This is a genomic window from Kitasatospora sp. NEAU-69, assembly GCF_057158765.1.
Genome location: NZ_JBWXUE010000058.1, coordinates 1 through 26515, shown reverse-complemented (window position 1 = coordinate 26515; position 26515 = coordinate 1). Strand labels below are relative to the sequence as shown.

Sequence of the window (26515 nt, the reverse complement as noted above, 5' to 3'; positions counted from 1 at the left end):
GGGGGGGTTGGGTGGGGTGCGCCAGCCAAAAAGACAAGAGAAAAAACCCCCCCCCCCCCCCCCCCACCACCGCCCACATCGCCCTGGCCAAGACGTTGCGTCAGATCACGCCCACCGCACGCAACTTGGCGATCCGGTCGACCGAGTAGCCCAGCGAGCGCAGCACCGGTTCGGTGTGCTCGCCGAGCGAGGGCACCGGGCCCATCGGCAGCTCGATCCCGGCGAAGCCGAACGGCGGTAGCAGCCCGCGCACTTCACCGATCGGCGTGTCCACCTGCCGCCACCGGTCGCGGGCCGCGAGCTGCGGGTGCCGCACCAGGTCGGTGACGGCGTTCAGCCGGGCCGACGCGATCGCGAGCTCATCCAGCCGGGCGATCGCCTGCTCGGCCGTCATCGTCGCCGTCCGGCCGCCCACCAGCGCGTCCACCAGCCGGCGGTGACGCACCCGTTCGACGTTCGTCGCCCAGCGCGGGTCCTCGACCAGGTCGGGCCGCTCCAGGAAGCCCTCGGCGAACCGGGCCCACTCGCGGTCGTTCTGGATTCCGATCAGCACCTCCTGGCCGTCGGCGGTCGGGTACGCGTCGTACGGCGCGATGCCCGGGTGGGAGAGGCCGGCCCGGCCGGGTGAACTGCCGGTGCCCTGCGTGTAGTACAGCTGGTAGCCCATCCACTCGGCCGTCGCCTCGAACATCGAGATCTCGATCGCGCTCCCCCGCCCGCTGGTGGCGCGGCCGACGAGCGCGGCCATGGTGGCGGAGAGCGCGTACATGCCGGCGGCGATGTCCGAGGTGGGCACGCCGGTCTTCGCCGGCTGCTCGGCCGAGCCGGTCACCGAGACCAGACCGGCCTCGCACTGGATCAGCATGTCGTACGCGCGCTTGTCCCGGTACGGCCCGGTCGAGCCGTAGCCGGACAGGTCGACGGTGATCAACCGCGGTTCGCGCGCCCGCAGTTCCGCAGCGCCGAAGCCGAGCCGGGCGGCCGCGCCCGGCGCGAGGTTCTGCAGGAAGACGTCCGCGCCGGCGACCAGTTCGGCCAGCACCGCGCGCCCCTCGGCCGTCTTCAGGTCGAGCGTGACCGACTCCTTGCCCCGGTTCAGCCAGACGAAATGACTGGCCAGGCCGTTGACACTGCGGTCGTAGGACCGGGCGAAGTCGCCGCCGTCGGGCCGCTCGACCTTCAGCACCCGGGCTCCGAGGTCGGCCAGATGCCGGGTCGCGAGCGGCGCCGCCACCGCCTGCTCCAGCGCGACCACCGTGACGCCGGCCAGCGGCAGACCATCGCTCATCGGGACTCCAACGGTTCGGGGCGGGACAGCGGTTCGAGGCGGGACGGCAGCTCGGGGCGGGCGCGGTCCGCCACCCCGCGCCGGCCACCTCAGCCCTACCCCGCGATCACCCGAACGAACATCCGCACTCCAGCCCCCGCACTCCAGCCCTCCGCACGCCGGGCGCCTCAGGGCCCGCTACTGCCGGGCGAGCGGCAGCCGGCGCAGCGCGATGACGTTGTCGGACAGCTCCGCGTGCTCCCCGTCCGGGCCGGTCGCCGGCCGCTGCCGGGTCTCGAGCACCTCGGTGTGCCACGCGCCGGGCGCCGGTTCCAGCGCGGCGAGCGTCTCCTCCAGGGTCGGGAACCGGACGTCCGCGTGCTTGTGCCGGGACCACGGCGGGAACGCCGCGTGCTCGACGACCAGCAGCAGCCCGCCGGGCGCCACCGCCCGCGCCGCCGCGCGCAGCACCTGCTCACGCGGGAAGCTCACCGGCGACTGGAGGAACTGCGCCGACACCAGGTCGAAGGTGCCGCCGGGGAACCCGGTGCTCAGGTCGTGCCGCTCGAAGGTGACCAGCTCCGCGACGCCGGACTCGGCCACGTGCGCGGCGGCCCGGCTCAGCGCGGTGCTGGAGACGTCCACGGCGGTCACCTGCCAGCCCTGCCGGGCGAGCCAGACCGCGTCCGCACCCTCGCCGCAGCCGAGGTCGAGCGCCCGCCCGGCCGGCAGCGGCTCGACGACATCGACCAGGACGGCGTTGGGCCGGCCGCTCCACACCTGATCGCGCTGGCGGTAGTGCCCCTCCCAGAACTCCACCACCTCAGCCGCCGGATAGTCGCCCCCCGGCTCCACGCCCACCCCGTCGCCCAGCCCACCGTGAGATCCGCTGCTCATCGCCCAGCACCTCTTCGCCTCGTCCGTCCAACCGATAACGCCACCCTGCACCTCCCCACCACAATCCGGCAAGAAATCTTGCTGCTCCGGCAAACCCACAGCAGACTGGCTCCATGACCGAAGACCTGCATATCGTGCTCGACGCCGTGGGCCCCCGACTGCGCGCCCTGCGCAAGCAGCGGGGTGTCACGCTCGAACAGCTCGCCGAGACCACCGGGATCTCGGTCAGCACCCTCTCCCGGCTGGAGTCGGGCGGGCGCCGGCCGACCCTCGAACTGCTGCTGCCGCTGGCCCGCGAGTACCGGGTCCCGCTGGACGAGCTGGTCGGCGCGCCCGCCACCGGCGATCCGCGGATCCACCCGCGCCCGGTCAACCGGCACGGCACGACCTGGATCCCGCTCAGCCGCACACCCGGCGGCCTCAACGCGTTCAAACTGATCATGCCGGTCAGGCCGGACGTCCCCGAGCGCCTGCCGCAGCGCACGCACGAGGGCTACGTCGAGTGGCTGTACGTGCTCAGCGGCACGCTCAGGCTCGCGCTCGGCGAGGAGGACTTCCTGCTCACCGCCGGCGAGGCGGCGCAGTTCGACACCCGGAAGTCGCACGGGCTGGCGAACGCCAGCCCGCAGCCGCTCGAACTACTGATGATCTTCGACCAGCAGGGCGAGCGGGCCCACCTGGAGACCCGGCCGCACGGACCGCACACCGGCTGACGACGCGGCCGGGACCGGGGCTGGATCCGGAACCGGGGCTGGAGTTCACCGAGTCGCCGTCCACCGCTCACCCGCAGCGGCCGGGGCCACCGGCGGAAGTCTCCTAAGGTACCGGCCAGGACGCGAGGGCCGGCTCAGGCCGGCCCACTCGCGCAGCCTCCCTGTGCGCTGTGCCTGCTACCCCTGTGCCTTCATCCCTGAGCCTCTGTGCCCTTCATCCCTGAGCCCTTGTGCCCCCGCGCACCCACGCCGGGCGCACCTCGCCGAGCGGACGGTCAATGCACGTTCTCCAGCATGCCTCGCCCCAGGCCCCCGGCCACCCCGCGGACCGGAGCGGGCGCCTTCCCGGGCGCTCCGCCGACGCCCCGCCGCGGCCGCTGCGGGCGCTGGTGATCACCGGCAGCGTCGGGGCCGGTCACAACGGCGCCGCGTTCGAACTGACCCGCCGGCTGGAGGCACTCGGCATCGAGGCAAGCTGCCGCGACTATCTCGACGCGCTCCCCCGCCACTACCGTCGCCTGCTGCGCGACGGCTACGAGTTCAGCGCCGGCCGGACTCCGCGGATCTTCGACTGGCTGTTCCGCAGCGAGGAGCACGACTCGGTGGTCCGCTCGCTCACCATGTACCTGTGCCGGCTGGCCGCACGCGAGCTGGCGCGCTGGGTCGGCGAGGGTTACGACGTGGTGGTCACCACCTTCCCGTTCGCCGCGCAGAGCCTGGGCATGCTGAAGGAGAACGGCACGCTGACCGCGCCCGCCGTCTGCTACCTCACCGACCCCGCGCCGCACCGGCTCTGGGTGCACCCGCGGCTCGATGCGCACCTGACCGTCACCCAGGCCACCGCGACCGAGGGCAGCGGCCGTTACGGCGTCCCGATGGCGGCCGCAGGGCCGCTCACCCCGGCGGCGTTCGCCGAACCGGTCGGCCCCGCCGCCCGCCTCGCGCTGCGCGGCGAACTCGGCGTACCGGACGACCGGTTGATGGCGCTGCTGATGACCGGCTCGATGGGGCTCGGCGACGTGACGGCCGGTGTCGACGCGCTGCGCGCGATCGAGGGCACGGTCGCGGTGGTGCTCTGCGGCCGCAACGAGCGGCTGCGGCAACGGATCAACGGGCTGCCGGGCGTGGTGGCACTGGGCTGGCGCACCGACGTGCCCGCGCTGATGGCCGCGGCCGACGTCCTGGTCCACAACGCGGGCGGCCTCTCACTCACCGAGGCGATGGTCGCGGGCCTGCCCGCTGTCAGCTACGAGGTGCTGTCCGGCCACGGCCGGGCCAACGCCGCCACCCTGGCCGCCGCCGGACTCGCGCCCTGGCCGCGCGACACCGCCGGCCTGGCCCTGGCACTCGCCGGGCAGGCCGCCCGCGGCCGGGTGCACCTGCCGCCGCTGTCCGAGCAGCGGCAGGCGGCGCACGTCGTCGCCGACCTCGCCCGCCGCGCCCGCGAGGCCCACGGCGCCGGGGCATGCGGGCCCGGGGCTCACTCGCCCGGCATGGCCTCTTCGCACTCGCGGCAGCGCCGACTGGCGTACTCGGGCGGGTACCACGGCGCCCCGGGGCCCACCGGCTGATACGGCTCCCGCTCCAGCGCGGTCGAGTCGATGCCACAGAGCGTGCGCACCGGCGGCTCGGCGCGCTCGACGGGGACGGCGGGGTCAGCGGCCGCCGCGTGCACGAACCGCACCCGCGCGCCGATGTCCACCTCGCCCTCGCCCGCGCCGAGCACCTCCGTGGACGGCTCCAACTCCAGCAGGACGATCACGCTCCTCATGGTTCGAGCCTGCACCCCGCCCCGGCACCGTGCACCCGGAGCACCGGCCCGCCACCCCGGCCGGAGCCGGCCACCGCGCCGCCGAACGGGTGACCGGGCTCCCGACCGACCTCCCACGCCCGCACAGCTGCGCCAACTCCGACATTTCGTCACATAGCGTATCCATCGGCACAGCTGCCGTGCCGCCCGGCCGGAGCAGATCGGGCCGGAGCAACCGCACCAGCCCGAGGGAGCACCACCACCGTGCAGAGGATCACCCGTCTCGGCATCGTCGCCGCGACCGCGCTCGCGACCGCAGCCGTCTGCGTCACCTCCACCGCCGCCCTGCCCACCACCGCGTTGCCCATCACCGCACCGCTCACCGGCGCACCGCTCACCGCCGCACCGCTCACCCCCGCATCACCCGCGGCCGGAGAGCCGCACGGCGGCCACCACGCCGTCTTCGTCCAGACCAACAACCTCTCCGGCAACCAGATCGTCTCCTACCACCGGGGCGACGACGGCCAGTTGAGCCCGGCCCACACGTACGACACCGGCGGCCTCGGCGGGATGCTCGCCGGCTCGGTCGCCGACCACCTCGCCTCGCAGGGCTCGCTGACCTACGACGCCGGCCACGCGCTGCTGTACGCGGTCAACGCCGGCAGCAACACCGTCACCGTCTTCGCGGTCGACGGCGACCGCCTCGACAAGCTCCAGACGATCGACTCCGGCGGCACCTTCCCGGTCAGCGTCGCCGTGCACGACGACGTCGTCTACGTGCTCAACGCGCTGAACGGCGGCTCGATCCAGGGCTACACCGTGCACGACCGGCACCTGCACAAGCAGGCCGACTGGAACCGCTGCCTGGGCCTGGACCCCAACGCCACACCGCAGTTCACCAACACCCCCGGCCAGGTCGGCTTCACCGACAAGGGGACAAAACTGGTCGTCACCACCAAGGCGAACGGCAACAACCTGGACGTCTTCCCGCTCACCCACGACGGCGCGCCCGCGGACACCCCGGTCGTCACCAACCTGCCCGGCGCGGTGCCCTTCGGCTTCGTCCCGAACGGCGAGCACGGGATCTTCCTCACCGAGGCCGGCCCGAACACGCTGGCCACGTTCACGATCCACCGCAGCGGCGTCGCGAGCCAGGACGCGTCCGCGGCCACCGGTCAGTCGGCCACCTGCTGGGTGGTCTCGGCCGGCGACGACCTGCTCTACACCTCGAACGCCGGCAGCTCGACCCTCACCGGCATCCGAACCGCCGACCGCGGCAAGCAGTTGACCGTGCTCGGCAACACCGGCACCGACCCCGGCACGGTCGACGCCGCAGTCTCGAAGACCCCGGCCGGCCGCTACCTCTACGTGCAGACCGGCGTGAACGGCATCGTCGACGCGTTCCGGGTCAACGACGACGGCTCGCTCACCCCGATCGGCACGCAGCTGGTGCCGAACGCGGCCGGCGGCGAAGGCATCGTCGCGTTCTGAGGCCTGTTCTCGTACGGCCCCTGGGTTCGGCTGCTTTCGCCCGCGCGGTGATGTGGCCGCGATGTGGCTGCGCCAGGCGAATGACCGGCGGCCGGCGGCAGCCGGTCATTCGCCTGGCGCGCTGAAGGCAGCCACCGGGGCGCCCGGGCCTGAAACGGAAGCTGCTGGCCGATGACGAGGCGCAGCCGGTACCGTCGGCCCGTGTGCACCTACGCCTTCGTCCACTACAAGCTGCACTACGCGTGCGTTTCGTGCCGGATCAGCTTCAAACGGCACCCCGGCGATGCCGGACACACCTGTCCGCGCTGCACCGGACCGCTGCTCTGCGCCGGCCACGACTTCGCGGCACCCCGCCGCAGCAATCGGAAGGCCTGGTCGGTCGTCGCGGCGGTGCTGGGCGCCGGACTGCGCTACGAGGGCTTCGAGCCGTGCGGTTGCGGGCGGCAACCGAAGTTCCGCCCCCGTACCCGCGCCCAACTGCGCACCCGCCGCATCGCCGCCGCCCGGACCGGCACCCCGCTCGCGGAACTACTCGGCCAGGCCGACCCGCTGGCGACCCGCTGATCAGTCGGCGTCAGTGGGTTGCTGAACAGACACACCGTGAGAGGGGCAGCAATGGACCAGGGCACCCGCGGCGAGCTCACCAGCCGACTGGCCGAGGCGATCACGGCCGTCAGGACCGCGCACCCGCTGCGGGTCGCCATCGACGGGCCGCCCGCCGCCGGCAAGACCACGCTGGCCGACGAACTCGCCGTCGTCCTGCGCGCGCAGGGCCGCGACGTCATCCGCGCGACCATCGACGACTTCCTCGTGCCCCGTGCACAGCGCTACCGACGCGGCCAGTACTCCGCTGAAGGCTGCTACTTCGACGCCCACGACCACGCCGCGCTGCGCCGGGTCCTGCTCGATCCGCTGGGCCCGGGCGGAGACCGAAGGTTCCGAGCCGCGGTCTACGACCACGACACCGACGCCCCGACGTCCTCGCCTGCCACGACCGCCCGCGCTGACGCCGTCCTGCTCTTCGACGGCGTCTTCCTCCTGCGCCCGGAACTCATCGACCGGTGGGACCTGCGCATCTTCGTGTCCGTTCCCCTCGAGCAGACGGTAGACCGCGCCCGGGACCGCGGCACAGCAGTGACCGGATCCACCGCTGACACCGCCGACATCGAACGGTCCTGGCGCAACCGCTACATCCCCTCCCAAGAGCTCTACTTCGCCACAGCCCGCCCAACCGATCACGCCGACATCATCGTGAACAACGACCAGCTCCAACGGCCGACCTGGGAAGTCCGACCACACTCGGGGCAGTTCAGGCCTTGACGGTCAACTGGTCGGCGAGACGGGCCAGTCGGCGCTGCGAGCGCTCCTCGTGCACCGCTACAGCGGTCTGCGCGATGTCGCCGTCGTCGTAGTACTCGCCGTTGGCGAGGCGGATCTCCGGCAGGCAGAGCCGGACCACCGCGGCCGCGCCCTGCGCCGCCGGCGCTCCGACCCGGCCGTAGAGCGGGAGCAGCGCGGTGTCACACAGGCCCGGGTTGACGCTCACCGAGGTGATCCCGGTGCCCTCGGGGGCCATGTCGGCGGCCGCCATCGAGAGCGCGAGCTGCGACTGGGCATAGGCGGCGACCCGGGAGTACTTCTTGACCCGGTTGGGGTCGGCCCAGTTCATCGAGGCGGTGCGGTGCAGGGAGGACGAGACGTTGACGATCCGCGCGCCGCCGGCGGCGGTCAGCGGAGCGCGCAGGAGCTTCGCCAGCCGGTGCGCCGCAAGGAAGTTGACCTGGAACGAGAGCTCGATCCCGTCCTCGGTGAGGGTGCACCGCTCGGGGGCCATCACGGCCGCGTTGTTGACCAGCAGGTCGAGCTTCGGGAACGCGCGGGCGACGCCGTCCGCGAGGCCCGTGACCTCGGCCAGTCGGCTGAAGTCCGCTGCGAGCACGTGCAGTCGGTCGCGCGCGGCGCCGTCCGCGACCAGCCGATCGACGGCCTTCTCGCCCTCCTCGGTGGTGCGCGCGTGCACGAGCACGGTGGCGCCGTGCCCGGCGAGCAGGCGGGCGGTCTCCCAGCCGATCCCGGAGGAGGCTCCGGTGATCAGCGCGATGCGGTGGGAGAGCAGAGCAGACATGGTCCATCCATGAGTGTGCGGGCACGCCCGGGGTGCCGGACGGCGCGCGGTCGCGCGTCACCGGGTGCCGGGGGTGCGGGAAGATGTGTGGGTACCGACCCGTTCGGGTCGGCCAGGCGGTCGGCGCTCAGGAGCTGCGACCGGAGTCGGACACGCCGACTGAGGCTGGCGGGACTCCTGCGGCGCTAGTGCAGCGCGCTGGTCACCGCGGCGGCAGCCGGCGTCCGCGGATGCGGCGGACGATCGTGGTGGCGTGCCGGACGGGTCATGACGATGATTCAAGTGCATCCACGATCCCGTGGGCAAGCACGCTTCACCCGCCCTGATGAATCCTTGACGACAGGCCGTGGGCTCCCGCCGCCTCGACGACGGCCGCCACGAACGCCGGCACCACCGGGTCGGGGTGTCCGGCCGGCCAGGCGAGCACGATCCGGCTCGGCGGGTAGTCGGCCAGCGGGACGAACGCCACCCCCTCGGCGCTGTGGTGCCGCACCGCGCCGGCCGGCAGGATGCCGACCGCGCCCTGCCACACGATGGCGTGCAGGCACTCGGCGACCGCGCGGACCACCGGCCCGGCCTCGCCGCCGCCCGCCGGGCCCTCCCCCGCATCCCCGGAGTCCCCGCCGTCGACCGCGTCCGGCCACCCCGGTGTGCGTCCGCCCGCACCGCTCGTCCCGCCTTCGTCCGGTGCTCCGTCCGTCGTGCCCTGACCCGCACGGCCGAGCCAGAAGGACCGCCAGGCCGGATCGGCCTCCGGCGGCAGCGTGATCCACGACCGCCGGGCCAGATCGCCGACCCCCACGCTCGACCGCCCCGCGAGCGGATCGTCAGCCGGCAGCGCGGCGACCAGCGGCTCGCTCTCCAGCGGCCGCACCGCGAGGCCCTCGGTGTCGAACGGGAGCCGGGTCAGCGCGATGTCCACCCGGCCGGCGCGCAGCCCGGCCGTCGGATCGCTGATCCCGCTCTCGAACAGCCGCACCTGCGCGTCCGGACGGCTGCGGCGGAAGGCCGCCGCAGCCCGCGGACCGAGCTCGCGGCCGGCGCCGGCCACCGAGCCGACCAGGAGCGTGCGCCGGCGCCCGGCCTCGCGGACCCGCTCGCGCGCCCGCTCCGCGCCCGCCAGCAGCTCCCGGGCATCGGCCAGCAGCACCGCGCCGGCGCCGGTCAGCCGCACCCCCTGGGCCGAGCGGTCGAAGAGCCGGCAGCCCAGCGAGTCCTCCAGCTCGCGGATGCGCCGGCTCAGCGGCGGCTGCGACATGTGCAGCCGCGCCGCCGCGCGACCGAAGTGCAACTCCTCGGCCACGGCTACGAAGTACTCCAACCGGCGCAGATCCATACGAGGCACGATAGCCGCGCCAGCCCGTACCCCCCTCACCCCGGGTGGCCGCCCGGGGTGACCTGCGAAGACCTGCGAAGACCTGCCGGGATGATCAGCCCTCCTCGGCTACCACGGCACCGGGCCCTCGTCGCTGAAGAAGCCGGCCGTCGGGCCGTCCGCCGGCAGGGTCGCCAGCCGGACGATCACGGCCGCACCGTCGGCCGCGGTGCGCTTGATCGCGAAACCCGTCGCCTGCAAGTCCTTCGTCATATCGGTGTCGCACGGGCCCGGCGAGGCCGCGTTGACCAGGAAGCCCTCGGAGCGCAGCTCCTTGGCGTACTGGACGGTGAGCGCGTTGAGCGCGGACTTGGAGACGGGATAGGCCGCCAGGGCGGGCAACCCGGCCAGGTAGCTGTCCGGCGAACTCTGCGCGGTCAGCGAGGCCATGCCGCTGGAGACGTTGACGATCCGTGGCGCGGCCGAGCGGCGCAGCAACGGCAGCAGCGCACTGGTCACGGACAGCACGCCGAGGACGTTGGTCTCGAGCACCGCCCGGACCACCTCGACGTCGGCCGTGCTGGGCACGTGGTCCGGCCGGTCGGCCGCGCCCGCGTTGTTCACCAGCACGTCCAGCCGTCCGAAACGTTCGGTGATCCAGTCGGCGGCCGCGCGCACGCTCTGCGGATCGGTGACGTCCAGGGTCACAGCATGGGCCGCCGCGCCGTCAGCGAGCAGCGCCTCCGCGGCCGCCCGTCCGCGCTGCGGATCGCGGGCGCCGACCAGCACGGTGTGGCCGCGCCGGCCCAGTTGGGCGGCAACCTCGAAGCCGATGCCCTTGTTGGCACCCGTCACGAGCGCTATGGTGCCGGCCTGTTCAGTGGTTTCGTTCATGTCCGCAGCCCATCACGGGACGCCACGGCCGGGCCAGGACCGTTTCGGTCTCGGGGCGTCCGTCCGGGTATCGCGGCCGGTCACGCGGGGTGGCGGCTGACGCGGCGATGACGTCCGGGTGATGCTGCGGCAACCGGGCGTGATCCATTCTGTTTGATCTTGTTTGATCCTGCGTCAACCCTCTTGGCGTCGGTCGCCGCCCGTGTGAGACTTCATCGGCCTACTGACCGGTAGACCAGTGAAAGCTCGTCAAAACCCCTCAGGACGACGATGAAGACGCTCCTCTCCCCTACCCACACCCGTACCCATGTCCTCGCCCGCACCCTCGCCCTGGGCGTGACGCTGGCCGCACTGCTCGCGACAACGGTCGGCAGCAGCACCGCCGCCCCCGCGCTCCCCTCCGCCGCGCAGACCGCCGCCACCGCCGCCGCACCCACCCCGCTGACCGGCCCCCAGCTCGCCGCCTCCTGGACCGGCCCGCTCAGCACCCGCGGCCGCTACATCGTCGACGCGGGCGGCAACCGGTTCAAGCTGAAGGCCGGCAACTGGGACGGCGCCCAGGGCACTTGGCTCGGCAGCGGCTCCACCACCGACCCGGCGAACAACCAGGCCGGCGAGACCTCGTACAACCTGCCGCTCGGCCTCGACCGGGCACCGATCGCCCAGATCCTCGCCGACTTCCACAGCATCGGGATCAACAGCATCAGACTCCCGTTCGCGAACGCGATGATCCATGACACCACCCCGGTCCCGGACGCGGCCGTCACGGCCAATCCGCAGCTGCGCGGCGACACCCCGCTCCAGGTCTACGACGCCGTGGTCGCCGCGCTCACCGGCGACGGCTTCGCGGTGATCCTCAACAACCACACCACCAGCTACCGCTGGTGCTGCGGCGTGGACGGCAACGAACGCTGGAACAGCGGCCAGAGCACCCAGCAGTGGGAGGCCGACTGGGTCTTCATGGCCAACCGCTACAAGGCCAACAAGCGGGTGGTCGGCGCCGACCTGCGCAACGAGGTCCGCCGCGACATCACCGACGACCCCAACTGGGGCTGGGACGACAGCCACGACTGGAACCAGGCCGCCGAGGACGCCGGCAACCAGATCCTGCAGGCCGATCCGGACATGCTCGTGATCATCGAGGGCATCAACTGGCAGGGCATCCCGCTCGCCGGCTTCGCGCACGGCCGCCCGATGCTCACCCCGGTCGCGAACCTGTCCAACACGCTGATCAAGTCGGACAAGCTCGTCTACTCGGCCCACTTCTACGCGTACACCGGCCCGGCGAACACCGGCGCCGGCAGCGGCCTCGGCGCCACCAGCGACCCGCGCTACGAGGACTTCACACCGGCCCAACTGGCCTCCGTGGTCAACCAGGAGGCGCTCTTCGTCACCCAGTCCGGCCAGCACTTCACCGCGCCGGTCTGGGTCAGCGAGTTCGGCGCGGGCGGCCGCGGCGACACCGACGCGAAGGAGCACGCCTGGTTCGACAACTTCACCTCGCTGCTGATCGCCAACGACACCGACTTCGCGATCTGGCCGCTGACCGGGTGGCAGAACGGCGGTGTGCCGCAGGACAACTGGGCACTGCTCAGCTACGACCCCGCCGGCAACCGGCAGAGCATCGAGGACCCGGGCGACTGGCGGGCCGCCGACTGGAATCAGCTGGTCTCCGCGCCCTCGTACACCGGCCAGGTGCCGGTCAGCACGCACTGGAACATGCTCAACCTCGACCACACCGACTACGACGTCTCCCAGCACATGCTCGCCCTGCCCGACTGGAGCCCCGGCAACCGCAAGGGCAACTGCCCCGACGGCGAACGTCTGATCGGCCTCGGCCGCAGCGACAGCCGGGGCCTGTGCACCGACACCGGCCAGCCCGCCACGGCCGGCGGCGACTGGATCACCGTCACCGGGGAGCAGTACGTGACCGAGGGCGACTGGGCGTCCGGCTACAACAAACTCCAGTGCCCGGACAACTACTTCGCCACCGGCTACAGCGTCAACGGCAACTCCATGGCCGCGCTGCTCTGCGCCCCCGCCACCACCACCCTGCCCACCACCGGCCGCGACGTCTGGTTCGACCAGGGCGACAACCGCCCCCCGGCGAGCACCGGTTCGGACTCGTCGGCCAGCGACTGGGCCCCCGGCTACTACAAGGGCCAGTGCAACTCCGACGAGTACGTCGCGGGCGTCGCGATGACCTGGCGCTGGCTCCAGTACGGCGTCCCGGACGTGCTGCTCTGCCGCCCGCTGCAGTAGCGCCTGTCCGACCTGGCGCGCACCAAACCCCGGCTCGGGCCACGGGCCGCCATCCTGGCCCGAGCCGGGTCAACTTCACCTTCGTCTCCGGCACCGCGCTGACGGCCCTGTTCGCGTCGCACGCGGTGGTCACGCGGCTCCTCGGATTCACTGGTCGGCGGCGAAGGGGCCCGCGGTGGCGAACAGCCGCAGTTGGCGGGCGAAGGCCCGGGCCTCGCCCGGCGGCCAGGAGGCGAGCGAGGCTTCGATGTGGGCGGCCAGGCGGTGCCGGGTGGCCTGGACGACCTGCTGCCCGTGGTCGGTGAGGACGAGCAGTGTCGCCCGCCGGTCGGCCGGGTCGGGTTCGCGGCGCAGCAGGCCGGCCTGCTCCAGGCGGTCCGCGCGCCGGGTGACGTTGGAGCGGTCGAGGCCGGCCTCGGGGGCGAGCTCGGCGGCGCTGCACGGTCCGGTACGGGCCAGCCCGCTGAGCACCGGGTAGGTGAGCTCGTCGACGGCCTCGCCCAGCCCCTCGGTGAGCCGGTGGTAGAGGCGTGCTCGGGTGCCACGGCTGAGGAGGATGCCGAGCGCGTCGGCGATCTCCTGTCCTGCATCGTCTGTCATGCCTCCAAGTTTAGCGTGCACCGCGCACGCTTTCGGTGGTACGGTTCCGGAGAAGCGTGCACAGCGCACGCATCGCCGAATCAGACGCACCCTCCCGGAGGATCACCATGACCCACACCGACATCGCCAGCGCCCTGACCGACCTGCTGCTCCGCCCGGAGCTGAGCCTGAACGAGGCCGTGGACCGGCACTTCGCACCCGACTACCGCCAGCGCACCGACGGCCGCTGGGACGACCGCACCGAGTTCCTCACGCACATCGCCCACCTGCGCGAGGTGGTCGCCACCGGCTCGGTCGAGGTGCACGAGGAGCTCGTCAACGGCGACCTCTACGCGGACCGGCACACCGTCAACATCACCAAGATCGACGGGTCCGCCGTCTCCATGGAGGTCTACCTGTTCGCCGAGTTCGCCCCCGACGGCCGCTTCCGCCGGATCGAGGAGACCACGCTGATGCTCGCGGGCGCCGAGGCGGACCGGAACCTCGGCAGCGCCCGCTAAGGCGACAATCCAGTCAAATACCCATGAAGTGCTCACCAATGAAAGGTGATTTCCTATACACAGTTTAGATTTGCAGGCGATCGGCGCGATCTTCCGCTAGAATCAGAGGAAGTCGCGCCGATCCCGGCCGACCACCCCACAGCACCCGGAAAGCGAAGGACCATGTCGGACGGCGCACGCGTGATCGTCGGAGTAAGCGGCTCTCTCAACAGCCTGACGGCACTGCACCGCGCGGTGGACGAGGCGCGCGCCCGGCAGGCCGTCCTGGTGCCGGTGCTCGCCTGGACGCCGGTCGGCGGCGAGCGCAACTACCGGACGCAGCCGTGCCCGCCGCTGCTGCGCAAGTGGGAGGACGCCGCCCGGGCCCGCCTCGAACAGGCCCTCGACGAGGCGTTCGGCGGGTTCCCGGTCGGCGTCGCGGTCGAGCCGATCGTCGTGCGCGGCGAGGCCGGCGCCGTGCTGGCGCAGCTCGCCGACGGGCCGAACGACCTGCTGGTGGTCGGCACCGGACGCCAGAGCCGGCTACACCGGCTGCTGCACGGCTCGGTGAGCCGCTACAGCCTCACCCACGCGCGCTGCACCGTCCTGGCCGTGCCGCCGTCCTCGCTCGAGGCCGACCTGCGCCGGCTCACCCGCAGCTTCGACCTGCGCGAGCTGTCCGCCGCGGCCTGACGCGCCGCGCGCGCCGCTTCACGCACGACGCACCGCGCGGACCACAGGCCCTACCCGCGCGCGTCGAAGACCGTCCGCCCGCCCAGCACCGTGCGGTCCGGCCGCAACCCGGCCAGCGCCTCGACCTCGCAGCTCAGCGGATCGATCGGCCAGAGCGTCAGATCGGCGAGCGCGCCGGGGCGCAGGCTGCCCCGGCTGCCGCTCTCGCCGAGCAGGCGGGCGGCGTTGACGGTGTGCAGCTCGATCGCCTCGGCGCGGCCGATCGCGTGCTCCGGTCCCTGCGCCCCGGCCACGGTCTGCCGGGTCGTCATGCCCCAGACCGAGACCATCGCGCCGTACGGACCGACCGGGAAGTCGGAGCCGGCGGCGAGCAGCGCCCCCTCGTCGATCCACTCGCGCAGCGGGAAGATGCCGCGCACCCGCTCCGGCCCCCAGGCGCGGATCTGCGCGGTGGCGGCGTCGTGCAGCAGCGGGTGCTGCACGGTCACCGGGATGCCGAGTGCGATCGCCCGGGCCCGCTGGTCGGGCCGGGCCAGGCCGCCGTGCTCCACGACCAGGGTGCCGGGCGCAAGGCCGGGCCGGCGCTTCAGCACCTGCTCGAAGACGTCCAGCAGCGTCCGCAGCCCGCGATCGCCCCAGGCGTGCACGCCGACCCGCCAGCCGCGCTCGACCACCCGGTCGACGGCCGCGGTCAGCTCGTCCGCCTCCCAGAGCAGGGTGCCGTGGTAGCACGGGCGGCCCTCGTACGGTTCGTCGAGCGCGCCCGCCTCGATGCCGCCGTCGATGCCGAACTTGATGCCCCAGACGCGCAGCCAGTCGTCTCCGGCTGCGGCGCCGCGCCAGGGCTCCAGCCGGTCGAGCAGCTCGTCGACCTGCTCGACGGTGCGGGCGCCGAAGCCGGAGACCAGCGCCCGGACCCGCACGCTCAGCGCGCCGGCCGCCTGGGCGGCGCGCAGCACGTCCAGGTCCTCGATCGGGACCAGGCAGTCGCGGACCGTGCCGATGCCGGTCGCCGCGTAGTCCGCCGAGGCGGCCCGCAGGCCGTCGATCCGCTCGGCGAGCGCGGGGCGCGGCAGCACCCGTTCGGCCAACGCGACGGCCTTGTCGACCAGTCGCCCGGTCAGCCGGCCCTCGGCGTCGCGTTCGATCACGCCGCCGGGCGGGGCGGGCGTGTCGGCGGTGATGCCGGCGAGGCGCAACGCGGCCGAGTTCAGCACCATGTTGTACGCGCCGCGCCGGACCAGCACCGGGTGCTCGGTCGTGACGCCGTCCAACTCCTCGGTGCGGGGCAGCCGTTGCTCGGCGAGGTTGACCTCCTGCCAGTTGATCGTGGTGCGGATCCACTCGCCGGCCGGGGTACGGGCGGCGCGCTCGCGGATCAGGTCGAGGAAGCCGGCCAGGTCGCGGGCGTGCTGGACGGGCACGTCGCGGATGCTGTGCCCGGCGAAGATCAGGTGGGTGTGGGTGTCGTCGAACGCGGGCAGCAGCGTCGCGCCGGGCGCGTCCACCACCTCGGTCGCGGGGCCGATCAGCCGGTCGAGGCCGTCAGGCTCGGGCGACAGCGCGGTGATCCGCTCGCCGGTGACGGCGAGCGCGCGCTGCACCGGCTGCCCGGCGGTCAGCGTGTGCACGGCGCCGACCCTGAAGAGCAGGTCGGCGGGTCGTTGGTCGGTCATGACTGCTCCTCGGTCCGGGGGTCTACGGGCGAAAGGCCGGTCACCTTCTCCACGTGGCGCAGGCTCGGCTCGGCGAGCAGCGCGTGCAGTTCGGTGAAGACGGCGCGGGCCGCGACGGCGTTCCAGTCCGCGGGCAGCAGCGGCGCCGGGAGCCCGGGGTCGAGATAGGGCAGCCGACGCCACTGGGTGAGCATCGGCACGTACGCGCGGAACGCCTCGACCGGGTCAACTCGCCGGTGCGGGCGCAGTTCGGCGGCCACCGGGCCCCAGGCATCGGTGAATTCGGCGTACTGCGCCTCGATCGCCGGGAAGTCCCACCAGGAGCTGACCGCCTCGCGCAGCTCGGCGAAGCCCGCGTACTCGGAGATGAACAGGTGGACGTACGAACTCAGTTCGAGCCGCTCCAGCAGCCGCCGGGCGTCCGGGAGCAGCCGGGCCGGCGCCAGCCAGACGCCCGGCGCCGCGTTGCCGAAGCCGAGCCAGCTGAGCCGCGAGCGCAGCCGGTGGCGGTCGGCCCGCTCGGACTCGGGCACCGAGAAGACCGCGACCACCCAGCCGTCGGCGAGTTCGGCGGGCTCCAGGCTGTGGAAGATCCGGCGGTCGCCCTCGGCGAAGACCGGGCCGATCGCCGGGCCGAGCCGGTAGCCGGTGCCGTCGCGGCGCTCCTGGAGCAGCGTGCCGGCCTTCTTCAGCCGGGAGATCGCCGAGCGGACGGCCGGGCCGTCCACGTCCAGCTCGGCCATCAGCGCGATCAGGTCGGCGATCGAGACCCAGCCGCCGAGCCGGCGGACGAACTCGCCGTAGATCGTGTGGATGAGGGAGCTGGGTCGAGGTCCGCTCTCCGCCATGGTCCTCGCCTCCTCCCCGTCGGCCGGTCCGGATGAATCAGGTGCGGATGAATCAGGTCCGGCTGGATCAAGCTGATCATACCGACGGCCCCGGCAGCGGGGTTTCGGCGTAGACGCCGGAGAGCAGGTGCCCGGCGCCCGGCGCGTGCGCGGGCAGACCGAGCGCGCGCAGCATCTGGTGCACGGTGCAGATCGCCGCCGAGACGACCGGCTTGCCCAGCAGTTGCTCGGCCTCCTCGACGGCGGCGAGCGAGGGCATCTGCACGCAGGCGGAGAGCACCACCGCGTCGGCGTCGGAGTGCGCGAGGCCCTTCGCGATGCCGGGCAGCCTGGCCGGGTCGTGCGCGGCGACCGCGAGGTTGTCGGGTATCTCCAGCGCGGCGTAGTCGAGCACCTGGATGCCCTCGTGACCGAGGTAGTCGACGACCGTGCGGGTCAGCGGGCGCAGGTACGGCGCGACCAGCGTGACCTTCTTCGCGCCGAGCGTGTGCAGGCCGGCCACCAGCGCGCCCGCGCTGGTGACGACGGGCGCGGGCGCGCCGTTCTCGACGGTGCGGGCGTGCAACCGCCGTTCGGCGTCCCGGTGGTAGCCCGGTCCGGTGCTCATCACCGCGACCAGGCAGGCGTAGCCGAGCACATCGACCCGGGCGTCGGAGAGTTCGACGGCGCAGCGGTCGGACTCGGCGTCCATCGCGCGCAGTTGCTCGGGGGTGACCCGGGTCATCCGCATCCGGCTGGAGTGGAACGTGAAGCGCTCGGGGGCGATCGCCTCCCGGGCCCGCAGCAGGGCCGGGACCTCGGTCTCCATGGTGACGTTGGAACTGGGCACGATCTGGCCGATCCGGTACGTGCGCACGGGCGGGTCTCCCCTTCTCGGGACTGGTTGGCGGCGGGACCGGTCAGCGCGCGTCGGTGACGGGGTTGGTGAGCGTGCCGATCCGCTCGATCGTCGCCTCCACCAGGTCGCCGGGCTGGAGGAACTGCGGCGGCACCAGGCCGGCTCCGACGCCCGAGGGCGAGCCGGTGGCGATCACGTCGCCGGGCTCCAGCGTCACGCCGGAGGAGATGTCGGCGATCAGCCGGGCGATGCCGAAGAGCATGTGGCGGGTGTTGGAGTCCTGCTTGGTCTCGCCGTTGACCTTGAGCGACAGGTCGAGGTTCTGCGGGTCGGGGATCTCGTCGGCCGTCACCACCGCCGGGCCGAAAGGCGCGTAGGAGTCCTGGCCCTTGGAGAAGAACCACTGGCCGGAGCGGCGCTGGTCCCGGGCGCTCACGTCGTTGACGATGCTGTAGCCGAACACGTGCTGCCAGGCGTCCTGTTCGGCGACCCGGAACGCGGTCCTGCCGATCACCACGGCCAGTTCGCACTCCCAGTCGAGTTGCTTGGTCAGGTCGGCGTTGTGCAGGATCGGCTGCCCGGGGCCGGTGACGGCGGTCGCCGGCTTGCTGAACAGCACCGGGCGGTCCGGCAGTTCGCGATCGGTGTCGAGGGTGCGGTGCGATTCGGCCACGTGCTCGACGTAGTTGAGACCGACGCCCACGATCTTGCCGGGGCGCAGCGGCGCGCGCAGCGAGACCTCGGCGAGCGGCCGGACGGCGCCCGCCGGGTGATCGCCGGCGTCGAGCAGCGCGCGGGCGGTCGCCAGCGCGGGCTCGCCGGCCCGGATCAGCGCGAGCAGGTCGCCGGGCAGGTCGGCGCCGGCGGCGGCCGCGAGCAGCGCCAGATCGACGACCTCGTCGCCGACCCGGGCGCCGAGCCGCAGATCACCGGCGTCGGCGTCGTTCAGGCAGTACGTGATCAGGTGCACAGCGGGCTCCTTAGGAGAGGACGGGCTGACGGCCGCCGTTGTCGGGGTAGGCCTCCTCCCGGTGGAGGCCGAGCGAGTGCATCACCGGGAAGTCGTTGAACGAGAAGAGGCAGGCGTCCTCGGAGTCGTCGAGGTTCGCGTGCTCGTGCCAGGCCCAGGACGGGACGACGAAGATGTCGCCCTGCTGCCACTCGAAGCGGCGTCCGGCGATCACCGAGACGCCGCGTCCCTTCGCCGCCGTGTAGACCACCGAGCCGGTGTGGCGGTGGGCGAGCGTGGCCTGGCCCGGGCGCAGCAGCTGCAGGTGCGCGGCCATCGTCGGCATCACCGAGCCGCCGGTCACCGGGTTGGTGTACTCCATGATCACGCCGTCGTACGGCGAGCCCTCGGCGGCCCGGGCCAGCTCGCACAGCGCGCGGTAGCTCGGCTCCCAGGGCCAGCCGAGCAGTGGGGAGTACGGGCGGGTCCACTTCTCGACGCCGTACGGCAGTAGGTTGCCGCCGTAGCTGAGCAGCGAGGAGTTGACCACCTTTCCGGGCCGCTGGTAGAGCTCCGGGTGCACCTCGTAGAAGCCCGCGTCGAGCGCGTTGACCAGCGGGATGTCCAGGCCGTCCTGCCAGATCACCGGCTCGTCGGACGCCTCGTTCCCGTGCTCGTGCCAGGTGTTGTTCGGCGTGATGGCGAAGTCGCGCGGGCCGACTTTGAGCTTCTGCCCGTCGATGATCGTCCAGGCGCCGACGCCCTCGTGCACGAAGCGCAGCGCGGCGGCCTGGTGGCGGTGCGCGGTCATCGCCTCGCCCGGCCCCATGATCTGCAGGCCGGTGTACAACAGGCCGACGGCGGAGCTCAGTTCACGGCGGCCCGGGTTGACCAGCATGACCACCCGGCGGCCCGCGTCGTCCGCCCGGACCAGCGGCAGCGCCTTGCGGACCAGCGGGCCCAGGTCCGCGTAACGCCAGAGCATCGGGACCGACTTGGGCTGCGGGTACCAGGGCTCGATCTCGTTCGCCACGGTCCACAGCGCGCCGGCCTCCTGCTTGGCCAGCTCCTCGTAGTAGGCGATCAGTTCGGGGCTGTCGGAGACCCGCGCGCGGCCGAGCCGATCGTCGTCGTAGTCGTGGTCCTTCATGATTCCTCCTCCTGGGACGGGGAGTTCCGGAACACCACCGGGTGGTGTGCGCGGTCGTCGACGTGCAGCCGGAACACGTCGAAGCGGTTGTAGTGGCCGACGATGTCGTGCATCTGCTTCGGCTGGATGCACCTGGCCAGGTCGATCTCGGCGTAGACGATGCCCTCCTCGTCGACCAGCGGCTCGGTGACCGGGCGCCCGTCCGGCCCGAAGACGCCGGACAGCGCGCTGCGCGGCCGGGCGAGCTGCTTGCGCAGCTGCTGGTCCTCACCGGCGATCAGGTCCGCGATCTGCGGCGAGATCGTCGAGCAGGAGACCACCGTGAAGACCTTGCCCTCGAAGCAGTGGGTGGCGGCGCGCAGCGCGATCGCCTCCGCCATGTCGTAGTCCTCGGGCCCGACCGGGAGCGCGATGTAGCAGGCGGCGTGCACGAGTTCACCCTGCGCGAGGAGGGTGAAGCGGGCCAGCGGATTGGTGTTCTCGCCGCAGGCCAGCGCGCCGAGCGGGCCGACCGCCGTGCGGTGCACCCGCAGCGAGCTGCCGTCACCGGGCGTCCAGGTCAGCTTCTCGGCCCAGGTCGGCACGAGTTTGCGGTGCACGCCGAGCAGTTCGCCGTCGGCGCCGATGGTCAGCAGCGTGTTGTAGAGCACGCCGAGGCTGTGCGCCCCGCGCTCGTTGACGCCGATCACCAGCACCACCCCGGCCTGCCGGGCGGCGGCGCGCAGCGCGGCCACCTCCGGGCCGGGGACGTCGATGGACGCGCGCTGGAGGCGCTCGAACCAGGGCGAGCCCTGGACCGGGTTCATCATCCAGTTCCAGTACGGGTATCCGGGCACGAAGACCTCGGGGAAGACGACCAGCGAGGCGCCGTGCGCCGCCGCCTCGCGGATCAGCCCGACGGCCTTGTCGACGGTGGCGGCCGGGTCCAGGTAGACCGGAGCGGCCTGGACGGCGGCCGCGGTGAAGCGGGGTAACTGCTGCATGGAAGCTCCTCAGCAGATCAGGGACTCAGCGGGGTACGGGGTCGGCAAGTGGTGGCACCGGCAGCCAGCGCCGGTGCAGCGGCACCGCGGCCTCGCGCAGCAGCCGCAGCCGCGGCGCGACCCGGTCGGTGCCGGGCCCCGGCGGCTTGCGGCTGCCCGCGAGCCAGGGCTGCGGCCAGCGCGCGCCGGGGCCCGCGTAGCCCTGATCGGCCGCCGCGTGCAGCGTCCAGAACGGGTCGTAGAGCTGGCCCCGGCCGACCGCGACCAGGTCGGCCCGCCCGGCCAGCAGCACCGAGTTGGCATCCTCGTGGCCGGAGATCGCGCCGACCGCGACCGTCACCACCCCGGTGGCGGCGCGCACCAGCTCGGCGAGCGGGGTCTGGTAGCCGCGCCCGTACGGCGGGCGCTGCTCGGCGACCACCTCGCCACTGGAGACGTCCACACCGGCCGCGCCGGCCTCGGCCAGTGCGCGGCAGATCAGTACGGCCTCCGCCTCGGTGGTGCCGCCGGGGGCCCAGTCGCTCGCCGAGATCCGCACCAGGATCGGCCGCTCGGCCGGCCAGCTGGTGCGGACGGCCGCCAGCACCTCCAGCGGCAGCCGCAACCGGTTCGCGAGCGGGCCGCCGTAGCCGTCGGTGCGCCGGTTGGTGAGCGGCGAGAGGAAGCCGGAGATCAGGTGGCCGTGGCCGAACTGGAGCTCCAGCACGTCGAATCCGGCCCGCGCTGCGCGACCGGCCGCGGCCGCGAAGTCCGCGCTGACGGCGGCCAGTTCGGCAGCGCTCGCCTCGCGCGGCGCCGGGCTCGCGGCGTCCCAGGGCAGTGGCGAGGCGGCCAGCGTGGGCCAGCCGCCGGCGGTGAGCGGGCGGCCGATGCCGTCCGGGCCCGGCACGGCGGTCGCGCCGCGCCGCCCGGCATGGGTCAGCTGGATGCCGAGCGGGGTGTCGGCGACCGCGCGCACGGCCGCCACGGTCTCCCGCCAGGCGGCCTCCTGGCGGTCGGTCCACAGGCCCGTGCAGTGCGGGGTCACCCGGCCCTCGGCGCTGACGGCCGTCATGCCGGCGAGCACCAGGGCGGCGCCGCCGAGGGCGTGCGCGGTGAGCTGGGCCCGGTCGAAGGCACTGGGCAGGCCGTCCGTGGCGGTGAAGGTCGCCAACGGCGGCACCACCACCCGGTTGCGCAGCTCCAGCGCCCCGAGCCGCAGCGGCCGGAACATCGGCGGCACTCCCCCGCTGCCACTACTGCATTCGCCGAACGCCGCATCGACCGCGGCCACGAAGCCCGGGTCGCGCGCCCGCAGGTTGGCGTAGCTGACCCGGCGGCTGCGGGTGAGCAGGTTGAACGCGAACTGGTCGGCGCCCTGCCCGGCCCGCCGCCCGACCGCCTCGAACCACTCCAGGCTCGCCTGCGCGGCCCGCTGGGTGGACTCCACCACCGGCCGCCGCTCCGCCTCGTAGGCGGCCAGCGCCGCCTCGATCGAGGGCTGTTCGTGCAGCGCGGCGGCCAGCGCCAGCGCGTCCTCCAGCGCCAGTTTGGTGCCCGAGCCGATCGAGAAGTGCGCGGTGTGCGCGGCGTCACCGAGCAGCACGACGTTGCGGTGCCGCCAACTCGCGTTGCGCACCGTGGTGAAGCGGATCCAGCGGGAGGCGTTCGGGATCAGCCGGTGGCCCTCCAGGTGCTCGGCCAGCAGCTCCTCGCACCGCCGCACGCTCGCCAGATCGCTCTCACCGCGCGCGAACTCCCGCTCTGCCGGAGCCTCGAAACCGGCCCGGCGCCAGGCGTCCTCGGCGACCTCGACGATGAAGGTGGACCGCCGGTCGCTGTAGGGGTAGGCGTGCACCTGGAGCGCACCGAAGTCGCGCTGCTCGACGATGAACGTGAAGGCCTCGAAGACCTTGTCGGTGGCGAGCCACATGTAACGGCAGTGCCGCTCGTCCAGCTGCGGCCGGAACGCCTCGGCACAGCCGGACCGGGTCGCCGAGTGGACCCCGTCGGCGGCGACCACCAGGTCGTACTCGGCGGCGAGTTGATCGGCCGGTGGCGCCGGGGTGCGGTAGCGCACGTCCACCGCCAGCTGCGCGCAGCGCAGTTGCAGGATCTCGCGCAGCCGGTTCCGGTCGAGCGCGGCGAAGCCGTGCCCGCCGCAGGTGCGCACCTCGCCCGCGTAGCGCACGTCGATGTCGCTCCACCGGGCGAACTCGGCAGAGAGCGCGGCGAAGACCTCGGGGTCGGCCTGGGCGATGCCGTCCAGCGTCTCGTCCGAGAAGACCACGCCGAAGCCGAAGCCGTCGTCGCGGCCGTCCCGCTCCCACACCGTGATCTCCCACTGCGGCGCCAACTGCTTGGCCAGCGCGGCGAAGTAGAGCCCGCCCGGGCCCGCGCCGATCACCGCAACCCGGATCGCCCGCCGGCTCGCGCCGCCACCCGTTCGATCACTCATGCGATCACCTCCGGCTGCTGCGGACCCGACTCGCCGAGCACCCGGCGCACGGCCTCGGGCCAGGGCGCGGCGCCCTTCGCGTGCGGGGCCGCGTTCACCACCGACATCCGCCCGGACGCCGCCAGGCCCTGCGGCCCGTGCACGTCGAAGGCGTAGTGCAGCGAGGAGCCACCGACTTCGACCACCCGCAGCTCGGTGCGGACCACATCGCCGAACCAGAGCCGTTCGCGGTAGTCCGCCTCGAAGTGCACCCGCGGGATCCGGCCGAACAGCTCGGCCAGGCCCAGCCGGCGCAGCAGCGCGGCCTCGGCGGCCTCCGCCCAGCGCAGCACGGCGGAGAAGTGGTAGTGGCCCGCCGCATCGGTGTCGGACCACTCCACCCGGCGCTCGACCGCCACGCTGGGCAGTTGCGACGAAGACAGCGACGACGGCTCCGGTGGTTGCTCGGCCGCCTCCGCCGCCAGCCGGCGCAGCGCGCCCCGGTGCAGCTTGCCGGTCGCGGTGCGCGGCAGTTCCGCCACGAACTCGACCGCGCGCGGGTACTTGTACGGCGCTATGGTCCCTTTGACGTGCTCCTGGAGCGCCCGCACGGTCTCCGGCCCGGCCGCCGCGCCCTCGCGCAGCACCACGTAGGCCTTGACGATCGTGCCGCGCCGCTCGTCGGGCGCGCCGACCACCGCGCAGTCGGCGACGTCGGGGTGCTCGGCCAGCACCTGCTCGACCTCCGGCCCGGCGATGTTGTAACCGGCCGAGACGATCATGTCGTCATTGCGCGCCTGGTACCAGAAGTAGCCGTCCCCGTCCCGGACGTACGTGTCACCGGTGAGGTTCCAGCCGTCGCGCACGTAGCCGCGCTGGCGCTCGTCGCGCAGGTAGCGGCAGCCGGTCGGGCCCTTGACGGCGAGCAGGCCGGGCGTCCCGTCCGGCACGGCGGCGCCGTGCTCGTCGAGGACGGCGGCCTGGTAACCCGGGACGGGCCGGCCGGTGGCGCCGGGGCGGATGTCGCCGTCGGCGGCGGAGATGAAGACGTGCAGCATCTCGGTCGCGCCGATGCCGTCGATCAGCCGCTGCCCGGTGGCCGCGTGGAACGCCTCCCAGACGGTGGCCGGCAGATGCTCACCGGCCGAGACGCAGCGCCGCACGCCGCCCAGTCGGTCGGCCAGCCCGGCGGCCAGGATCGCCCGGTAGGCGGTCGGCGCGGTGAACAGCACGCTCACGTCGTGCCGCGCGACCTGCTCGGCGAGCTCCTCGGGCGTGGCCTGCTCCAGCAGCAGCGCGGCGGCGCCGACCCGCAGCGGGAAGACCAGCAGCCCGCCGAGGCCGAAGGTGAAGGCGAGCGGCGGCGTACCGGCGAAGAGGTCCTGCTCGGTCGGCTGCAGCAGGTGCCGGGAGAAGGGCTTGCAGAGAAGTAACCCGTGGCTTCCGGTGTTCTGGCTCGTTGATGTGCTATGAGAACATCGCGGGAGCAGCAGGCTTTGCTGCAGGCCAAGTTCGAGGCGATCATGCCGCACCTGGACGAGCGGCAGCGGCGGTTGCTGCTGGGTGCGGAGGCCCGGTCGATCGGGCATGGCGGGATCAGGCACGTCGCCCGTGCCGCCGGGGTGCGTGAGGCGACCGTGTCCGCCGGGGTGGACGAGTTGGAGTCCGGCGAGCCGCCGCTGGGCCGGGTGCGGAGGCCGGGCGGCGGCCGCAAGCGCGCCGTCGACCTGGAACCCGCCCTGCGAACCGCACTGTTGGCGCTGGTCGAGCCCGACGAGCGCGGCGATCCGATGTCCCCGCTGCGCTGGACCACCAAGTCCACCCGCCACCTCGCCGACCGGCTCACCCGCCAGGGGTACCGGATCTCGGCGGACACGGTCGGGGACCTGCTGCGCGAGGAGGGCTTCAGCCTCCAGGGCAACGCCAAGACCATCGAGGGTCGCCAACATCCCGACCGGGACGGCCAGTTCCGCTACATCAACGAACAGGCCAAGGCTCACCAGGCGGGTGGCGACCCGGTGGTCAGCGTGGACACGAAGAAGAAAGAGCTCGTCGGCCCCTACAAGAACGGCGGCCGGGAGTGGGAGCGCGCAGGCCACCCGGTCGCGGTCTCCACCCATGACTTCCCCGACAAGGAACTGGGCAAGGCGATCCCGTACGGCATCTACGACTTGGCCGCGAACACCGGCTGGGTGAACGTGGGCACCGACCACGACACCGCCGCGTTCGCGGTCGAATCGATCAGGCGATGGTGGCGCGGCGCCGGGCACACCGCCTACCCCGGTGCCCGGCGCCTGCTGGTCACCGCGGACGCCGGCGGCTCCAACGGCTACCGCACCCGTGCCTGGAAGGCCGAACTCGCTGCCCTCGCCGTGGAGACCGGCCTGATCATCACTGTGTGTCATTTTCCGCCGGGTACATCTAAATGGAACAGGGTCGAACACCGGCTGTTCTCCCACATCACCATGAACTGGCGCGGCAGGCCCCTGAGCAGCCACGAGGTCATCGTGAACAGCATCGCCGCAACGACCACCCGCACCGGTCTGACCGTCCACGCCGAACTCGACACGGCCACCTACCCCACCGGTGTGACGGTCGGCGACCGGCAGATGGACGCCCTGCCCCTGGACCGCCACGACTGGCACGGCGAGTGGAACTACTCCCTGCGGCCCGAGGAATACGCCCAGGTCAGCGATGCCCCCGACCCGTTCGACCAACCCAGCCCCGACCTCGCCTGGCTCTGCCACCCGATCCTGACCGGCCTACCCGCACCCGAGTGGGACGCCCTGATCACCACGCTCACGTCCCTCCACGACACCCAGCGCGAGGGCCAACTCGACAAGCGGCGCGGCCACCGGCCCCGCGTCAAGGGCGACGGCACCACCGGCCGGCGACCGGTTCTCACCCTGGCCGACCGCCTCCTGGCCGTTCTGCTCCACCAGCGGCTCGGTCTCCCGCAGGTCGCCGTGGCCCGGCTCTTCTGTGTCACACCCGAGACCGTCAACCGCCGCATCCGCGACGTCCGCAACCTCCTCCAGGCCGCAGGCCACACCATCGAGCCTGCCGGAGCCCAACTGTCCGACCTGGACGCCCTCTACAAGCTCGCCACGACCCAAGGCATCACTCTTCCGGCAGAGATCAAGACTGCGAGTTGATGATCTGCAAGCCC

Annotated in this window: 23 protein-coding genes and 2 pseudogenes; 9 read left to right on the top strand and 16 right to left on the bottom strand. The window is 72.9% G+C overall.

Annotation, left to right across the window (positions count from 1 at the left end):
* Window positions 1-100 precede the first annotated feature (100 nt).
* Together AC060L_RS36100 and AC060L_RS36095 are read right to left on the bottom strand one after the other, a co-directional pair.
* Window positions 101-1288 (bottom strand): CaiB/BaiF CoA transferase family protein, encoded by a 1188-nt coding sequence (locus AC060L_RS36100; RefSeq protein WP_483803226.1) that lies wholly within the window; start codon window positions 1286-1288, stop codon window positions 101-103.
* 177 nt (window positions 1289-1465) lie between these two features.
* The gene (locus tag AC060L_RS36095; RefSeq protein ID WP_483803225.1) at window positions 1466-2164 is read right to left on the bottom strand and encodes a class I SAM-dependent methyltransferase; all 699 of its coding nucleotides are present in this window, start codon (window positions 2162-2164) and stop codon (window positions 1466-1468) included.
* A gap of 113 nt (window positions 2165-2277) precedes the next feature.
* Between AC060L_RS36095 and AC060L_RS36090 the strand changes: the two genes are divergently transcribed.
* Window positions 2278-2877 (top strand): XRE family transcriptional regulator, encoded by a 600-nt coding sequence (locus AC060L_RS36090; protein WP_483803224.1) that lies wholly within the window; start codon window positions 2278-2280, stop codon window positions 2875-2877.
* 278 nt (window positions 2878-3155) lie between these two features.
* Window positions 3156-4448 (top strand): MGDG synthase family glycosyltransferase, encoded by a 1293-nt coding sequence (locus tag AC060L_RS36085; protein WP_483803223.1) that lies wholly within the window; start codon window positions 3156-3158, stop codon window positions 4446-4448.
* On the opposite strand, the gene AC060L_RS36080 is transcribed toward AC060L_RS36085, so the two are convergent.
* On the bottom strand, window positions 4358-4648 hold the full coding sequence (locus AC060L_RS36080) for a hypothetical protein (protein WP_483803222.1): 291 nt from the start codon (window positions 4646-4648) through the stop codon (window positions 4358-4360). The genes AC060L_RS36085 and AC060L_RS36080 overlap by 91 nt on opposite strands.
* A 243-nt stretch (window positions 4649-4891) precedes the next feature.
* Here AC060L_RS36080 and AC060L_RS36075 point away from each other — a divergent pair, with 243 nt between their 5' ends.
* The 3 genes from AC060L_RS36075 to AC060L_RS36065 all read left to right on the top strand — a co-directional run bounded on the left by AC060L_RS36075 (window position 4892) and on the right by AC060L_RS36065 (window position 7438).
* The gene (locus AC060L_RS36075; protein WP_483803221.1) at window positions 4892-6118 is read left to right on the top strand and encodes a lactonase family protein; all 1227 of its coding nucleotides are present in this window, start codon (window positions 4892-4894) and stop codon (window positions 6116-6118) included.
* 201 nt (window positions 6119-6319) lie between these two features.
* Window positions 6320-6682 (top strand): hypothetical protein, encoded by a 363-nt coding sequence (locus AC060L_RS36070; RefSeq protein ID WP_483803220.1) that lies wholly within the window; start codon window positions 6320-6322, stop codon window positions 6680-6682.
* A gap of 51 nt (window positions 6683-6733) precedes the next feature.
* Window positions 6734-7438, top strand: a complete 705-nt coding sequence (locus AC060L_RS36065) for a cytidylate kinase family protein (protein WP_483803219.1) — start codon at window positions 6734-6736, stop codon at window positions 7436-7438.
* Here AC060L_RS36065 and AC060L_RS36060 read toward each other — a convergent pair.
* The 3 genes from AC060L_RS36060 to AC060L_RS36050 all read right to left on the bottom strand — a co-directional run bounded on the left by AC060L_RS36060 (window position 7428) and on the right by AC060L_RS36050 (window position 10452).
* Window positions 7428-8243 carry an SDR family NAD(P)-dependent oxidoreductase gene (locus AC060L_RS36060; protein WP_483803218.1) on the bottom strand — a complete coding sequence of 272 codons (816 nt, stop codon included), beginning with the start codon at window positions 8241-8243 and terminating at the stop codon, window positions 7428-7430. The genes AC060L_RS36065 and AC060L_RS36060 overlap by 11 nt on opposite strands.
* A gap of 313 nt (window positions 8244-8556) precedes the next feature.
* Window positions 8557-9579 carry a LysR family transcriptional regulator gene (locus AC060L_RS36055; RefSeq protein WP_483803217.1) on the bottom strand — a complete coding sequence of 341 codons (1023 nt, stop codon included), beginning with the start codon at window positions 9577-9579 and terminating at the stop codon, window positions 8557-8559.
* Window positions 9580-9687: 108 nt separating this feature from the next.
* Entirely contained in the window at window positions 9688-10452 is a 765-nt protein-coding gene (locus tag AC060L_RS36050) for an SDR family oxidoreductase (protein ID WP_483803216.1), read from the bottom strand.
* A gap of 270 nt (window positions 10453-10722) precedes the next feature.
* Between AC060L_RS36050 and AC060L_RS36045 the strand changes: the two genes are divergently transcribed.
* Window positions 10723-12714 (top strand): glycoside hydrolase family 5 protein, encoded by a 1992-nt coding sequence (locus AC060L_RS36045; protein WP_483803215.1) that lies wholly within the window; start codon window positions 10723-10725, stop codon window positions 12712-12714.
* A gap of 147 nt (window positions 12715-12861) precedes the next feature.
* Here AC060L_RS36045 and AC060L_RS36040 read toward each other — a convergent pair whose 3' ends face one another.
* Window positions 12862-13314: a MarR family winged helix-turn-helix transcriptional regulator gene (locus AC060L_RS36040; RefSeq protein WP_483803214.1), complete on the bottom strand. Its 453-nt coding sequence runs from the start codon at window positions 13312-13314 to the stop codon at window positions 12862-12864.
* A gap of 107 nt (window positions 13315-13421) precedes the next feature.
* Between AC060L_RS36040 and AC060L_RS36035 the strand changes: the two genes are divergently transcribed.
* Both AC060L_RS36035 and AC060L_RS36030 read left to right on the top strand, forming a co-directional pair.
* Window positions 13422-13814 carry a nuclear transport factor 2 family protein gene (locus tag AC060L_RS36035; protein WP_483803213.1) on the top strand — a complete coding sequence of 131 codons (393 nt, stop codon included), beginning with the start codon at window positions 13422-13424 and terminating at the stop codon, window positions 13812-13814.
* Window positions 13815-13994: 180 nt separating this feature from the next.
* Window positions 13995-14486 (top strand): universal stress protein, encoded by a 492-nt coding sequence (locus tag AC060L_RS36030; RefSeq protein WP_483803212.1) that lies wholly within the window; start codon window positions 13995-13997, stop codon window positions 14484-14486.
* A 50-nt stretch (window positions 14487-14536) separates the two neighbouring features.
* On the opposite strand, the gene AC060L_RS36025 is transcribed toward AC060L_RS36030, so the two are convergent.
* The 9 genes and pseudogenes from AC060L_RS36025 to AC060L_RS35985 form a co-directional block, all read right to left on the bottom strand.
* Window positions 14537-16162 (bottom strand): amidohydrolase, encoded by a 1626-nt coding sequence (locus AC060L_RS36025; protein ID WP_483803211.1) that lies wholly within the window; start codon window positions 16160-16162, stop codon window positions 14537-14539.
* Window positions 16159-17010: a PaaX family transcriptional regulator gene (locus tag AC060L_RS36020; RefSeq protein ID WP_483803210.1), complete on the bottom strand. Its 852-nt coding sequence runs from the start codon at window positions 17008-17010 to the stop codon at window positions 16159-16161. Before AC060L_RS36020 ends, AC060L_RS36025 begins: the two co-directional genes overlap by 4 nt.
* Window positions 17011-17086: 76 nt before the next feature.
* Complete coding sequence (locus AC060L_RS36015) at window positions 17087-17818, bottom strand: maleate cis-trans isomerase family protein (RefSeq protein WP_483803230.1); 732 nt, start codon at window positions 17816-17818, stop codon at window positions 17087-17089.
* A gap of 91 nt (window positions 17819-17909) precedes the next feature.
* A complete protein-coding gene (locus AC060L_RS36010) occupies window positions 17910-18818 on the bottom strand; it encodes a fumarylacetoacetate hydrolase family protein (RefSeq protein ID WP_483803209.1) in 909 nt (302 codons plus the stop codon).
* Window positions 18819-18828: 10 nt separating this feature from the next.
* Entirely contained in the window at window positions 18829-19947 is a 1119-nt protein-coding gene (locus AC060L_RS36005; RefSeq protein WP_483803208.1) for a cupin domain-containing protein, read from the bottom strand.
* Entirely contained in the window at window positions 19944-20930 is a 987-nt protein-coding gene (locus AC060L_RS36000; RefSeq protein ID WP_483803207.1) for a carbon-nitrogen hydrolase family protein, read from the bottom strand. Before AC060L_RS36000 ends, AC060L_RS36005 begins: the two co-directional genes overlap by 4 nt.
* A 25-nt stretch (window positions 20931-20955) precedes the next feature.
* Window positions 20956-23367: an oxidoreductase gene (locus AC060L_RS35995; RefSeq protein ID WP_483803206.1), complete on the bottom strand. Its 2412-nt coding sequence runs from the start codon at window positions 23365-23367 to the stop codon at window positions 20956-20958.
* A pseudogene (locus tag AC060L_RS35990) lies at window positions 23364-23708 on the bottom strand (acyl-CoA thioesterase); the annotation flags it as partial. The gene AC060L_RS35995 and the pseudogene AC060L_RS35990, both read right to left, overlap by 4 nt.
* Before the next feature lie 105 nt (window positions 23709-23813).
* Window positions 23814-24779 (bottom strand): annotated as a pseudogene (locus tag AC060L_RS35985) (AMP-binding protein); the annotation flags it as partial.
* A gap of 36 nt (window positions 24780-24815) precedes the next feature.
* On the opposite strand from AC060L_RS35985, the gene AC060L_RS35980 reads away from it, so the two are divergent.
* Window positions 24816-26501, top strand: a complete 1686-nt coding sequence (locus AC060L_RS35980; protein WP_483801924.1) for an ISAzo13 family transposase — start codon at window positions 24816-24818, stop codon at window positions 26499-26501.
* The last annotated feature ends 14 nt before the right edge of the window (window positions 26502-26515 follow it).